This window comes from Rhodococcus sp. IEGM 27 (assembly GCF_033142305.1).
In the GTDB taxonomy this organism is placed as follows: Bacteria; Actinomycetota; Actinomycetes; order Mycobacteriales; family Mycobacteriaceae; genus Rhodococcus_F; species Rhodococcus_F oxybenzonivorans.
Genome location: NZ_JAWLSG010000003.1, coordinates 79,423 through 93,318 on the forward strand (window position 1 = coordinate 79,423; position 13,896 = coordinate 93,318).

Here is a 13,896-nt window from a genome sequence, read left to right on the forward strand (position 1 = left end):
GTGTGCGGACCGCTATTGCGCTGGGACGATCTGCAGAACTTCGCCGCCGAGGCCGGCCTTGACGTACCCGCCCCCGAGGTTGTCGGCGCCGTTGACGTAGATGTTCATGGTCGGACCTCTACCGCCGTCGGCGATGAGGACGTGGGCGATGCTGCCGTCGGGTGCGCCGACGAGCCGAGGAGCATCGCCGAGCAGCGCCCCCAGCGCAGCGACGTCCACCTGCCGCAGATCGACGTCGGCCGTGCCGGGCGACCGCCCGCTGCGCGGTCCCCACGGGGTGAAGCCGCCGCGGAAGGAGTAGGTGTCGGCCTGACCGGGTGCTTCCGCCACCGTTCTCTTTGCGAGGGCATAGCCCGGGTACAGCGCCATCTGATGAGCCGTGAGGTCGCCGAACTCGCGCTGATAGGCGTCGAACACCGCTGCGATGCCGTCCGGTGTCAGCGGCTGAACCACCCCGGTGATCGGCGACTCGGCGTCCGCCACCGGCGGCTCCTGGACGGGAAAACCGACGGGCCGCTCGACCTGGACGGGTACGGAACCGCCGGCCGGCTCGGGGCCGTCGTGCTGCGTCAGTGCAACTGCGACGATCCCTGCTGCCACCGCCACCGCAATACCCACGGCGATCCGCAGAACTGTTCTGCGGGGCCGGGCAGAGCGAACGGGTACTTCATCGGTGAGGCTGGCGGGCAACTGCAGGTCGCTGATCAGCAGGTTCAGTTCCGCCAGCGTCTTCGCCGACATGGCCTGCGCGGTGCGGTCGTGGTACTCGCCGGCGTCGAGCTGTCCGTCGGCGTAAGCGGCGTCGAGTTGGCTGCACGCATTGACGCGATCGAGGTCGCGTGCGCGGGTGCGCGAGGACGGTCCGGAGGCCACATCGGCATCGTAGTGGGGGAACGGCGTTTGACCAGCGTCACTCGACCGACCCCTTTCCTCCTGACGCCACGCACGTACTCTGGTCTCCGTGCGGATACAGCGGCAGGTGGTGGACTACGCGCTTCAGCGCAAGTCTCTGCTGGCCGAGGTCTACTCGGGCAGGACGGGCGTCACGGAGGTCTGTGATGCCAGCCCGTACCTGCTTCGAGCCGCGAAATTCCACGGCAAGGGCAGTGACGTCGTGTGCCCTATCTGCCGGAAAGAGCAGTTGACCCTGGTTTCCTGGGTCTTCGGCGACAAGCTGGGCCCGGTGTCGGGTTCGGCTCGGACGGCCGAGGAGCTGGTGCGTCTCGCAGCCACTCAGGAGGAGTTCTCGGTTCACGTGGTCGAGGTGTGCAGAACCTGTAGCTGGAACCATCTGGTTCAGACTTATGTTCTCGGTAATGTGCCCGCACCGAAGAGGCCGAGGCGATCGTCGCCGAGGCCTCGGCCGCCGAGTCGGCGGACCGCGAGCGAATAGAACGCCCGAACACGGACGAGGGCCGAGGACTGCCCACTGACGTGACGCCGGACTGAAACAGGTCCACAACCACTGGAGATTTGTACGTGAGTTCCCCCCGCAGCAACGCCCCGGGTGATCGACCGAACGGACCGAGACGACCGAGTGGCCCCCCGCCACAGGGGCGCCCCGGAGGTCCACCACCCCGCGGCGGACAGCCTGCAGGTGGGCCGCCACCGCGCCGTATGCCTCCCCCGCCGCAGGGTGGCGGCCGTCCTCCCGGACCGCCGCCGCGTCGTATGCCTCCTCCGCCGCAGGGTGGGGGCCGTCCTCCGGGGCCGCCGCCGCGTCGTCCCGGTCCCCCGCCAGGCCGTCCGGTTGCCGGTCCTCGCAGTGCGCCACCCCCCGGTGGGCGTCCTCCGGGTCCGCCGCCGACGGGCGGTCGCCGGCCGGGAGGCAACGCAGGTGGACCGCCGCGGAAACCGCCGGCGAAAAACAAGTCGAGGTGGAGGATTGTGCGCCGCGCCGCCTACACATGTGTCGCGCTGGGCCTGATCATTCCGATCCTGCTGTTCATGGCCGCCTACGTCGTGCAGGAAGTTCCGCGTCCCGGCGACCTGAAGACCAACCAGGTGGCCACCATCTACGCCGCGGACGGCACGTCGGTGCTGAGCAAGGTCGTGCCGCCGGAGGGTAACCGCACCGAGGTCACCCTCGACCAGATCCCGAAGCACACCCGGGACGCGGTGCTGGCAGCCGAGGACCGCGACTTCTACTCGAACCCCGGCTTCTCGGTCGGCGGCTTCGCCCGCGCCGCCCGCGACAATGTCCTGGGTAAAGACAGCGCGGGTGGTGGCTCGACCATCACCCAGCAGTACGTGAAGAAGACGATGGTGGGTTCCGAACGGTCGCTGACGCGAAAGATGAAGGAATTGGTCATCTCGTCGAAGATGGCCCGCGAATGGTCCAAGGACGACATCCTGGCCGCCTACTTGAACACCATCTACTTCGGCCGTGGTGCGTATGGCATCGCGGCGGCGTCGAAGGCGTACTTCAACAAGCCCGTCGACCAGCTCACGGTCGAGGAGAGCGCGGTTCTGGCGTCGTCGATCCAGTTGCCGTCGCTGCTCGATCCGGAGACGAATCCCGAGGGTGCGCAGTCGCGGTGGAACTACGTCCTCGACGGCATGGTCACCGCAGGCACGCTCGAGCAGTCGGCTCGCGCAGGTATGCAGTATCCGCCCTATGTGCCCCTCGCCCAGGTCGACAACGGTAACCAGGACACCGGTCCGGAGGGCCTGATCAAGAACCAGGTCCTGCGGGAGCTGGGTGACGCCGGAATCAGCGAGCAGCTGCTGAACACCGAGGGACTGCAGATCACGACGACGATCGACCCGGTCGCGCAGGCCGCCGCGGTGGACTCGGTGCGTTCCAACCTGGAGGGTGAACCGGAGAACCTGCGGACCGGTGTGGTGTCCGTGGACCCGAAGTCCGGCGCGGTGCGGGCCTACTACGGCGGCGAGGACGGCGGCGGTTACGACTTCGCCAACGCCGGACTGCAGACCGGTTCGTCGTTCAAGGTGTTCGGCCTCGCCGCGGCCCTCGACCAGGGCATCCCGCTGTCGCAGATGTACGACAGCTCGGAGCTCACGGTCAACGGCATCACGATCAGCAACGTCGAGGGCGAGGGTTGCGGCACCTGCACCATCGCCGAGGCCCTCAAGCGGTCGCTGAACACCAGCTTCTACCGTCAGCAACTCGAAATCGACGGCGGGCCGCAGGCGATCGCCGAGATGGCCCACCGGGCGGGTATCCCGGAGGAGATTCCCGGTGTCGGGCCGACGCTGACCGAGCCGGACGGCAGTGGTCCCAACAACGGCATCGTGCTGGGTCAATACCAGTCGCGCGTGCTCGACATGGCGTCCTCCTATGCCACGTTGGCGGCCTCGGGTGTCTACCGCGCCCCGCACTTCGTGCAGAAAGTGGTCAGCGCGGACGGCACCGTGCTGCTCGACCGCGGTGTCGATCCGGGCGAGGAGCGCATCGACAAGGACGTCGCCGACAACGTGACGGCCGCGATGGAGCCGATCGCCGGATATTCGCGCGGTCACAACCTGGCCGGTGGACGGCCGTCCGCGGCCAAGACGGGTACCGCGCAGCTCGGGGACACCGGGCAGAACAAGGACGCCTGGATGGTGGGGTACACCCCGTCGCTGTCCACGGCGGTCTGGGTGGGCACCACCGATGGTCAGGCTCTCGAGAACAGCAACGGCGCCATGATCTACGGCTCCGGCCTGCCGTCCGACATCTGGAAGGACACGATGGACGGGGCCCTCGAAGGCACCCCCGTCGAGAAGTTCCCGAAGCCGGGTCCCATCGGAGGCCAGTCGGGTCTGCCGGCGTACTCCGCCCCGGCGCCTCCCAAGACGTCTGCGCCGCCGACGAGTACCTTCCAGCTGCCGACGCAGCTCGTGCCGCCTGTGGTGGTGACGCCGTCGCCGGTCGAAATTCTGCCCGGCATCACCATTCCGGTTCCGGGTCTGGCGCCGAGACCGACCACACCGGCACCGGTGGTGCCGGCGGAACCGGAGACCACGACACCACCGAACGCGGGCAACGGTCAGCGGCAGATTCCGACTGGTTAGCGGCGAGCGGTAGCCTCGCGTAGTGGCCGAAAACCAGAACGCGCACGTCGTCCGAGGCGCGGGCGAGGCGGAATTCGTCTCGCCCGCACCATTGGCGGAGGATCAGCGTTCGGCGGACTGGCGGGATGTTCCCGGCCACACCGACCCGCTGGTGTCGGAGCTGTCCGGGGTGATCGGTGGACCGGTGGGTCGGCACGCGGTGGTGGGGCGCAGTCGATTCTTCACGCCGATGCGGGCGATCCTGTTGTTGGCGGTCGTCTTTCTCGCGCTCGGCTGGTTCGCCAAGGCGCCCTGTATCCAGCAGGCTCCGGTGGGCGCGAACGGTGCGCTGGGTCTCGACTGGAGCGGTAGCCGGCAATATGTCGCGATGTGTTACTCCGACACCGTGCCGCTGTACGGGGCCGAACGGCTGAACGAGGGCGCCTTCCCCTACAAGAAGTGGTGGGAGGAAGACGCCGGCAACGGCCAGATGCAGCGCCGCTACATGGAGTACCCGGTGGTGTCGGGTCTGTATCAGTACGGCGCCATGGCGGTGGCCAAGGCGTGGGACGCCGTCCACTGGCTACCGGGCGCCCTGCAGGTCGTCATCTATTTCAATGTGGTGGCGCTCGGGCTGGCCGCGGCGTGGCTCGTCACCGTCTGGGCCAGTGCGCTTCTGGCCGGGCGGCGTGTCTGGGACGCCGCGCTGGTGGCCGGTTCACCGCTCGTGGTCGTCCATGCGTTCACCAATTTCGACCCGCTGGCAACAGCTTTCGCTACCGGTGGCCTGCTTGCGTGGTCGCGGAAACGTCCCGTGCTCGCCGGTGTCCTGCTCGGCCTCGGCGGCGCGGCCAAACTGTATCCGCTGCTGCTCCTCGGACCACTGCTGGTGTTGTGCGTGCGCACCGGCAAGACGCGGGACTGGTCGGTGACCGCGTTGACCGCGATAAGCACGTGGCTCGCGGTCAATCTGCCTATCGCCCTGCTCTTCCCGCGCGGGTGGGCCGAATTCTTCAGACTCAATTCCGAACGCGGCGCCGACCCCGACTCGCTGTACAACGTCGTCACTTCGTTCACCGGGTGGACCGGTTTCGACGGCGTTCTCCCGGTAGGGCAGGCACCCACCATCCTCAACGCGGTGTCGTTCGTACTGTTCGCTCTGGTCTGTGTGGGCGTGGGCTATGTCGGGCTCACCGCCCCGCAGCGTCCCCGGCTGAGCCAGCTGTGCTTTCTGCTGGTCGCCGGTTTCCTTCTCACCAACAAGGTGTGGAGCCCCCAGTATTCGCTGTGGCTCGTCCCGCTGGCTGTGCTCGCCCTACCGCACCGTCGAATTCTTCTCGCGTGGATGACCGTCGACGCGCTCGTGTGGGTGCCCCGGATGATGTACTACCTCGGCGTCTCCAACAAAGGTCTTCCCGAGCAATGGTTCACCTCCGCGGTGGTGGTTCGTGATGTCGCGGTGGTTGCACTGTGCGTGCTGATCATCCGTCAGATCTACCGGCCCGACGAGGACCTCGTGCGGTACGGGTTCATCGACGACCCCTCGGGTGGGGTCCTCGATCAGGCACCGGACGCGCATCCGCGCTGGTTGCCGGTCTGGTTGCGGCCGCGAGCGTCGAAAAATGCACCTGCCCAGGACACCTGGACGATGAGCGGCTAGGGGTTCGCGAGCACGTACGCGGCGCCGACGAGGAACACGGCGATAGAGACGCCGAGCGAAATGGCTCTGATCGACCACTGGCGGGCGTCGGCGGCGGCCCGCACCGAACGGTCGTACTCCCCCTGCTCCCACAGTCGGTGAACGGAGAGCGCGCGGAGAAGAGCGACGATGCCGAACGGAACGAAGGCGACCACCGCCAGGATTGCAAGTGGCAGACTGCTTGCGGGCGGCGGTGCCAGCGGGCCGTCGAAGTCTGCCGAGGTGTCCTGATGCTGCGCCGTCATGCATGCCTCCCCGTGGTTCAGCCCACGACCGTGGGCGCCGACGTGGAGTATAGACCCGCCCAGATGTCTGGACGTACACCACCTTTCGAGCAGCTGGTGGTTACGTTCCGGCTATCCGCCGGCCTGCCCGATGCGTGGGTATGCACGGGCCGCGACCCAGGCCGCGACCTGGGTGCGCGAGCTGACGGCAAGCTTGTCGAGGATGTGTTCGACGTGGCCGTCGACGGTACGCCGTGAGATCACCAGTGCGTCGGCTATCTGACGATTGCTGAGTCCCTCGGCGAGGAGTTCGGCGATCTGCTGCTCACGACGGGTCAGCGGTGAGGCTTCCGCGGGTGGCGTCGGCGCCGCGTCCGGCCGGGGCCCGAGGGCCAGATCGACGGCCTGATCGATGGTCAGCCCGACCGCGCGTGCCGCGAGCCGGGCGAACTCGTCCGCTCCGATTGTGCGAGCGGCCTTGCGCTCCGACGTCACAGAGTCCTCGGTGATGTGCGGACCGAACGCCACGACGGACGTGCCGAGCCGGCGCCACACCCCCTTTGCCGCACCGCTGAGTGTGGCTGCTGCGCCGGCATCCCCGCTGGACGCCGCCACCCACGACAGCAGCTCGATGGACAGGGCCGTGCAAATCTTGTCCTTGAAGTCGTGCTGAATGCGCAATGCCTGCTCGGCCGCCTCGACGGCATCGTCGTGGCGGCCGAGGTGGAAGTACGCGACGCTCGACACCCACAGGGCGTAGGCCTTGTTCCACTTCTCACCGTGTGCGTCCGATACCGCGATCACTTCACTGCACGTCCGGAGGGCACTGTCGAGCTGACCGTCGTAGGTTTGAGCCATACCCTGTTCGAACGATGCGGTCAGCACGGACGCGAGATCGCCCACCGAGCGGTGAACGGCGATGGCGTCATGGAACAGGCGAATGGCATCTGCGGGTTTGCCGGAGAACACGGCATGAATGCCGCGCCAGTGGTCGGCGTGTGCCCGCAGCCGATCATCGCCGAGTGCGGTCGCGAGATCAGTGCACTCGTCGAGGTGTGCGAGGGCAGCGTCATGATCACCCTGGATGAGGGCGGTCCAGGCGGTCACCCAGAGCACATCCCCCCGCTCGCGGGTGGGCGCGGTGAGGTGCTGGAGGATCCGTTCGAGTCGGATCCGGCCGTCCGACAGGTAGCCGCCCGCGATCCAGTGGTAGCGCAGCGCGACGGCCAGCCGCGCCGCGGCGGCCCGCTGCGAAGCGTCACGAAGCGACCAGTCGAGTGCCGCGACGAAATTGGGGTGATCGATGCGGAGTCCGGCGAGAATCTCGGATTGTCCTGGCCCGCACCAGTCGTTCGACGAGCGGTCGGCTCGCGTCGAGTAGTGCTCGAGATGGCGATGACATAATTCCTCGCTGTCGCCACTCTTTTCGAGAAGTTCATGACCATATTCACGCACGGTCATCAACTGCGAGTAGCGCAGCTGTTCGGTCGTACGGTCGACGGTGACAAGGCATTTGCCGATGAGCTGGTCGAGGACGTCGATGACCGGGGTGTCCGACAGATCCCCGAATCCGCAGATTGCCTCCGCGGCATCGAGATCGAAGCTACCCGAGAAGACGGAGAGCCGCGCCCACAGCAACCGCTCGGTGTCGGAACAGAGTTCGAAACTCCAGTCGATGAGGGCGCGCAGCGTTTGCTGCCGGGGCATCGCCCCCCGGTCGCCGCCGGTGAGGAGTGCGAACCTTTTGTCGAGGCGTTCGACGAGCTGGGACGGCGACAGCGACCGCAACCGCGCCGCGGCGAGTTCGATCGCGAGCGGGATGCCGTCGAGCCGGTTGCACAGCTGGGCAACGGCACGGGCATTGGTGTCGGTGAGTTGGAAGTCGGCGACCACGCTTTGCGCGCGTTCCACGAGCAGCGACACTGACTCGAAGTGCGCGATGTCGGCGGCCCGGCAGTCTTCGATCTCCCCTGGGGTGCTCAGGGGCGGAAGCATATAGACGTACTCACCGGCGATGGAGAGGGGTTCGCGGCTCGTCGTGACGATTCGTACCTCCGGCGCCGCCGCGAGGACTGCGCTCACCAATTCGGCTGCAGCGGCCAGTAGGTGTTCGCAGTTGTCGAGAACGATCAGCATGTGCCGCGACTGCACGTGATCGATCACCTTGTCCATCACCGCTCGGCTCGACTGGTCGGTCACTCCGAGGGCGACGGCCGCGGCGGACGGCACGGCCTCGGGCTGCCGCACCGAAGCGAGATCGATCCACCGGACGGAGTCGCGGAAGGCGCGGGCGGAGCGCACGGCAAGCTCCTCGGCCAACCGTGTCTTACCGACGCCGCCGACACCCAGGAGCGATACGAGCCGAGATTGCTGCAAGCGTGCGCGGGCTTCCTCGATCTCGCGTCGTCGACCGATGAAGCTGGTCATCGATCTCTTCAGTTCTCTGCTGCGAGTCAGTGGATGCCTCCCATCCCCGAGTGACCAGGTGTGGGACGAACCTACCCCCGCGGTGATGTGACGGCCAACACAGGTAACGAGGGGGGTGTTTTACCCCGTGTGGGGGTGATGTGACGTGGGCCATTGTCGTTGCATACCCGGTTGCCCGCTCTGATTCCGCCGGGACCGCACGTTCTACGAGGAGATCATCACCATGTCACAGCCCTTTTCTTCTCCCGATGTCGATGTCGATGTCATTGTCGTGGGCGCCGGGTTCGCCGGCCTCTACGCGCTCCACAAGCTGCGTGACACGATGCAACTGTCGACCCGCGTTTTCGAGGCCGGCTCCGACGTCGGCGGCACCTGGTTCTGGAATCGGTACCCGGGTGCGCGCTGCGACATCGAGAGCATCCACTACTCCTACTCGTTCGACGAGGACCTCCAGCAGGAGTGGCAGTGGAGTGAGAAATTCGCCGGCCAGCCGGAGATTCTCCGCTACCTCGAGCATGTCGCGGACCGCTTCGATCTACGCAAGGACATCACCTTCGGCACGCGGGTGGTCGGCGTCCACTGGGACGACGAGAACTCGCTGTGGACCGTGCACACCGACACCGGCGAGATAGTGCGGAGCCGCTACTTCATTTCCGGGGCCGGCAACCTGTCCGTGCCGAAGACACCGGAGTTCGGCGGCATCGACAGCTTCCGCGGGGAGGTGCTGATGACCGGTAACTGGCCGCACGAGGGCGCCGATTTCACCGGCAAGCGGGTCGCGGTGATCGGTACCGGAGCCAGTGGCATCCAGGCGATCCCGTTCATTGCCCAGGAGGCAGCCGAACTGACGGTCTTCCAGCGCACACCCAACTTCGCGACACCTCTCGGCAACGGCCCGAGCGACTCGGACGAAGTCGCCGAGATCAAACGCAACTACGGCAAGGTGCGGAACGCGGCCCGCAACCACTTCCTCGGCGTGCCCTTCGATCAGGTCCAGCCGTCGGCGCTCGCCGTCGACGCGGAAGAACGGCGCCGCACATTCGACGCGCGCTGGAACGCCGGCGGTTTCCGGCTGTTCATCGACTCCTATCAGGACATCCTGTTCGACAAGAAGGCCAATGACACGATCGCCGACTACATTCGCGACCGGATCCGCGAGCGCGTCCAGGACCCAGAGAAGGCCGCCAAGCTGGCACCGACCGGATACTCGTATGGCACCAAACGCCCTCCCCTGGAAACCAACTACTACGAGGCGTTCAACCGCGACACCGTGAACATCGTCGACGTGAAGACCACGCCGATCGACGAGATCACCGCTACCGGTGTGCGGGTCGGTGACCGCGTTTACGAAGTGGACACGATCGTTCTGGCGACCGGATTCGACGCGATGACCGGTCCCCTCATGGCCATGGACATCCGCGGTCGGGGTGGCCTGCCGTTGGCCCAGAAGTGGGAGCACGGCCCCACGACCTATCTCGGCATCATGGTCCACGAGTTCCCGAACCTGTTCCTCATCACCGGCCCGCAGTCGCCGTCGGTGCTCTACAACATGCCGCTCGCCATCGAGGACCACGTCGACTTCGCTACCGATGCGATCGATTACCTGAACCAGCGTGGGCTCGATGTCATCGAGCCCACCAGAGAAGCCGAAAATTCCTGGGGCGCACTGACTAATGACATCGCCAATCAGACCCTGCTGCCGGAGACGAACTCGTGGTACATGGGTGCGAATATTCCCGGTAAGCCGAGGGCGTGCATGGTCTACCTCGGCGGAGCTCCTGCTTATCGCGCCACCTGCGCGGAGGTCGTCGCCGACGGCTATGCGGGTTTCACTCTCACCCGCACCGATTCACCCGTCACCGTGTCCTGAACCGAACCACCGATCCCGAACACCATCACACCGAGGAGAGTCGCATGGCACTCGACGCCAACGCAGCAGAACTGATCGCCGGACTACGAGCACAAGGTATGAAGCCATTTGCGGAGATGTCCGTGGAGGAGGCCCGCGCAGTCGTGTCGACTTTCACGGGACTGCAGGCGCCACCCGAACCGGTCGACCGCGTCGAAGACGCGCACTACGACAGCGCCGGAACAACACTGCCGCTGCGGGTTTACGTCCCCACCGGGCTGTCGCCACACCCCGTCGTTCTCTACTTCCACGGCGGTGGGTTCGTCGCCGGTGACCTCGATGTCATCGACGAACCGGCGCGTGCCGTCGCGAACGGCACCGGTGCGATCGTGGTGGCCGCCACCTACCGCCGCGCACCGGAGCATCGCTTCCCCGCCGCTGCCGACGACGCATCTGCGGCACTGCGCTGGGTGTCCGACAATGTGGAAGGCTACGGTGGGGACCCCGGCAACGTCATCGTGATGGGTGACAGCGCGGGCGGGAACCTGGCCGCAGTCACCGCGCTGCGTGCCCGTGACGAAGACGGCCCCCGTGTGCGAGGCCAGGTTCTGGTGTACCCCGTGATCGATCCGCACGCGACACTGCCCTCACGTGAGGAGTTTGCCGAGGGCTACGTCATTTCCGCCGGTGACCTCGACTGGTTCTGGAGTCACTACCTGTCGTCGCCGGACGATGCCGGCAATCCGTACGCCGTGCCCAGTCGTGCCGCCAGTCTGTCTGGGCTGCCGCCGGCGCTCGTGCTCACCACTGAGAACGAGGTGGCCCGTGACGAGGCCGAAGAATACGCCGGTCTCCTGCGGAACGCGGGCGTCGACACCGAGGTCATCCGGTTCGACGGACTTGTCCACGGGGCCTTCTGGATGTCCGGTGCTGTTCCGCGTAGTAGCGAAATGCGGTCGGCAGTAATCGAATTCGTCAAGAAGATCTCGTCCGCCGCGCCCGTGGTGTGATCACCGCAGCGTCAGCCCTCGACTCTCGCCTGGAGTCGGGGGCACACGCGTGGCCAGTCGTCGTCGGTCATGGAGAACAGTGCCGTGTTGCGCCAGGAACCGTCACGCCGTCGTCGATGTTTACGCAGTATGCCTTCGAACTCGGCGCCCAACTTCGCGATGGCACCGCGGGAGTGGGCGTTGCGCTCGTCGGTGTGCCATTCCACGCGCACCGCGCCGAGGTCCTCGAAGGCGCGGCGAAGCAAGAGCAGCTTCGAGTCCGCGTTGATCAGCGTTCCCTGCGCGGATCGCGACAGCCAGGTGTGCCCGATCGCGAGACAACGGTTCCGCGGATCGATCAGGTAGTAGGAGGTGGACCCGACGAGGATGTCGGTGGCCAGGTCGATCTGTGCGTAGGCGAGTCGCGTCGGGTCTTCGTTCGCGGTTCGGACGAATGTCGCTGCATCCTTCCGGTCGGAGATGTCCACCGAGGTCCAGTGGAAGATGCGCGGGTCGTCGACGGCCGCGACCAGCGCGTCGATGTGGTCGTCGCAGAGCGGCTCGAGGCGGACGTGGGTTCCGGTCAGGGTGGGCCGGGCAAACCAGGACTCGCTCATCTGGCGGGCTCCGGTGACTTGGTGAGGGCGAGTTCGGCGTCGTCATCCGGGTGAGTGGCCGGCGAGGCCCGTCGGAGGGGTGCCCGGAGGAACACGAAGAACAGCACCACCAGTAACCCGGCCCGTCCCCACACGCCGAATTGCACCAGCCACTCGAAGGTGTGCGGGTCCTCGCCCGCGGCGAGCGCACCGAAGTACTTGAAGACGCCGATACCCATCGCCAGGTCGGCCACCAGATAGGCCGCCACCAGTCCCCACGGCACCCGCAGCAGCACGAAGAACGGGATGAGCCACAGTGTGTACTGCGGGGAATGCACCTTGTGCAGCAACAGGAATCCACACAGCATGGCGGCGCTGACCGCGATCCACGGGAAGGTGCCGTTCCGCAGGAACCGCAGCCAGCCCAGACGCAGGGCGAGCGCGAAGGCAGCGCAGACGAGAAGCGGCGACAGGAGGCCGACGGTCTGGTCGTAGGCAGGCACCGGGGTGTCGAGGCCGATCGTGCCGAAGTGTGGCCGCAGACCCCAGTACCAGATGGAGTTGGTGGTCATGTCGGCCTGACGGTTCTCCTGGAAGGTGAACGACGCCCGCCAGCCGCTGTAGGAGATGAGCGCGAACGGCAGATTGACGGCGACCACCGTGCCGATCGCCGCGGCCGCGACCGTGACGGCGCCCCGGACGTCGTACCGGCGGTCTGCCGTGCGGTTCTGGGTGAGGACATACGCAATGAGGGGAAGGACGAACGCGCCGGGGTACAGCTTCAGGCAGAACCCGACGGCAAGGAGGACCGCGGCGACCACCCCGCGGGAGCGGAGGGGGAAACGCTCGATGCTCATCACGAAGATGGCGGCCACCGACGTGGCCACAACCGGAAGTTCCCAGTTGTGGAATGCGTAGAGCGTGAGCGGCGGGGTGGCCGACCACAGCAGTGCCCACCAACCACCGAGACGACCCAGCATCCAGGCGGTGAGCAGACCGAACGGTGCGAGGATCAGCGCCGAATGCAGAAGGAAATCGGCGTCGGTGTGCGAACCGATCCCGCCCAGCCACATGAGGATCCCACTGAGGACCGGATACTCCACGGTGCCGCCGGTCAGCATGCCGTCGGCATTGATGCCCCCGCTGACATACGGAAAGACGTGCAGGTTGATGGCGCGCCCGACCCACAGGAACTGGATGTCGGAGTAGCAGACCTGGGTGTCCTTGATCCGGTCGAAGATCAGGCTACGGCCCGCGACGTCGAACGGCGCCCCCGTGCACCGGGCTTTGTTCAGGTATCCGGCGAGCATGGACAGGCCGCACAACCCTACGACGACCGCCGTGATCGACGTTCGCTGCCGAGCTCCGATGTGCATGAATCCACACTAGGGCGCGCCGGGCCCCCTGTGCGACGACAAACCGGGTCACTCCTTCAGCGGATCGTGACCCCAGTTCATCAGCGAGTAGCGCCAGTGCGTGTCCCGGATGTCACCGGACGGTCTCTGCGCGAGGTGCCGGTGCACGTATCCGACGACCCTGCGCATGTGCTCGTAGTCGTCCTCGTCGAGGTCGGACTTCTTCGTCCGGGTCACCTCGACGATCCGCCGGCCGCTGGCGTGCCCGGTCGACTCCCCGCCGCCCGATTTCTGGCCGACGGATTTCGACTCCTCCGTCTCGAGCCACTTCTCGAGTTCACCCGGGGTCATATTGACGGCGTCGCGGAATTCCTTCCACGTTTCCTCGTCGTCCGCCATCGTCACTCGTCCTTCCGGTCGAGTGCATCCGGCTTGTGGACGGCGTCCTTCCCGCTCTTGTCGCTGCGCACCCGGTACTGCGGGTCGTCCTCGGAGGCGCGCACCGTCCGTCCGGCGGCTTCGGTATCGTCCGTGATCTTCTCCTCGACCTTGCCGGACGTGGTGGTGCCGTGCGTCTTCCACTCGACCTCGTCGCCCTTGTCGAACTTCTTGTCCGATGTCATGCGTGCCTCCCGTTGTCGACGTTCCCGCCTGATACCCCGTCGCGACTGCTGCCACACCTGCGCTCTGATTTCGCTGGTCAGGGGCTCGTCATGTAGCCTGCAAAGGTTGCTGACGCAACGACCCTCCTGCCACGGACA

The 13,896-nt window shown here is 66.4% G+C and carries 12 protein-coding genes; 5 read left to right on the forward strand and 7 right to left on the reverse strand.

The genetic code is table 11. The annotated features are described in order from the left end of the window. Positions 1–12 precede the first annotated feature (12 nt). Entirely contained in the window at positions 13–873 is an 861-nt protein-coding gene (locus R4P95_RS11265; protein WP_213575563.1) for a DUF1707 domain-containing protein, read from the reverse strand. Positions 874–961: 88 nt separating this feature from the next. On the opposite strand from R4P95_RS11265, the gene R4P95_RS11270 reads away from it, so the two are divergent. The 3 genes from R4P95_RS11270 (at position 962) to R4P95_RS11280 (ending at position 5,656) form a co-directional block, all read left to right on the forward strand. After that, complete coding sequence (locus tag R4P95_RS11270) at positions 962–1,393, forward strand: DUF5318 domain-containing protein (protein WP_317744547.1); 432 nt, start codon at positions 962–964, stop codon at positions 1,391–1,393. A 278-nt stretch (positions 1,394–1,671) separates the two neighbouring features. After that, on the forward strand, positions 1,672–4,017 hold the full coding sequence (locus tag R4P95_RS11275; RefSeq protein ID WP_397517686.1) for a transglycosylase domain-containing protein: 2,346 nt from the start codon (positions 1,672–1,674) through the stop codon (positions 4,015–4,017). A gap of 22 nt (positions 4,018–4,039) precedes the next feature. Next, a complete protein-coding gene (locus R4P95_RS11280; protein ID WP_317744544.1) occupies positions 4,040–5,656 on the forward strand; it encodes a glycosyltransferase family 87 protein in 1,617 nt (538 codons plus the stop codon). Here the strand turns inward: R4P95_RS11280 and R4P95_RS11285 are convergent. Continuing rightward, positions 5,653–5,940, reverse strand: a complete 288-nt coding sequence (locus R4P95_RS11285) for a CD225/dispanin family protein (RefSeq protein ID WP_159922847.1) — start codon at positions 5,938–5,940, stop codon at positions 5,653–5,655. The two genes, R4P95_RS11280 and R4P95_RS11285, sit on opposite strands and share 4 nt — an antisense overlap. 111 nt (positions 5,941–6,051) lie before the next feature. After that, positions 6,052–8,346, reverse strand: a complete 2,295-nt coding sequence (locus R4P95_RS11290) for an ATP-binding protein (RefSeq protein ID WP_317744542.1) — start codon at positions 8,344–8,346, stop codon at positions 6,052–6,054. A gap of 223 nt (positions 8,347–8,569) precedes the next feature. Here R4P95_RS11290 and R4P95_RS11295 point away from each other — a divergent pair, with 223 nt between their 5' ends. Both R4P95_RS11295 and R4P95_RS11300 read left to right on the forward strand, forming a co-directional pair. After that, a complete protein-coding gene (locus R4P95_RS11295; protein WP_317744541.1) occupies positions 8,570–10,216 on the forward strand; it encodes an NAD(P)/FAD-dependent oxidoreductase in 1,647 nt (548 codons plus the stop codon). 44 nt (positions 10,217–10,260) lie between these two features. Continuing rightward, complete coding sequence (locus R4P95_RS11300; RefSeq protein WP_317744540.1) at positions 10,261–11,205, forward strand: alpha/beta hydrolase; 945 nt, start codon at positions 10,261–10,263, stop codon at positions 11,203–11,205. Between the two features lie 11 nt (positions 11,206–11,216). Here R4P95_RS11300 and R4P95_RS11305 read toward each other — a convergent pair whose 3' ends face one another. From R4P95_RS11305 to R4P95_RS11320, 4 genes are read right to left on the reverse strand one after another with little or no spacing between them, the layout of a single operon-like run. After that, complete coding sequence (locus R4P95_RS11305; RefSeq protein ID WP_213575568.1) at positions 11,217–11,801, reverse strand: GNAT family N-acetyltransferase; 585 nt, start codon at positions 11,799–11,801, stop codon at positions 11,217–11,219. Further along, positions 11,798–13,156, reverse strand: coding sequence for a glycosyltransferase family 87 protein (locus tag R4P95_RS11310; protein WP_213575569.1), 1,359 nt, complete (start codon positions 13,154–13,156; stop codon positions 11,798–11,800). The genes R4P95_RS11305 and R4P95_RS11310 overlap by 4 nt, the downstream gene beginning before the upstream one ends. A 48-nt stretch (positions 13,157–13,204) precedes the next feature. After that, the gene (locus R4P95_RS11315; RefSeq protein ID WP_317744538.1) at positions 13,205–13,534 is read right to left on the reverse strand and encodes a DUF3140 domain-containing protein; all 330 of its coding nucleotides are present in this window, start codon (positions 13,532–13,534) and stop codon (positions 13,205–13,207) included. Positions 13,535–13,536: 2 nt separating this feature from the next. Then, positions 13,537–13,758 carry a DUF2945 domain-containing protein gene (locus R4P95_RS11320; RefSeq protein WP_317744536.1) on the reverse strand — a complete coding sequence of 74 codons (222 nt, stop codon included), beginning with the start codon at positions 13,756–13,758 and terminating at the stop codon, positions 13,537–13,539. Between the last annotated feature and the right edge of the window lie 138 nt (positions 13,759–13,896).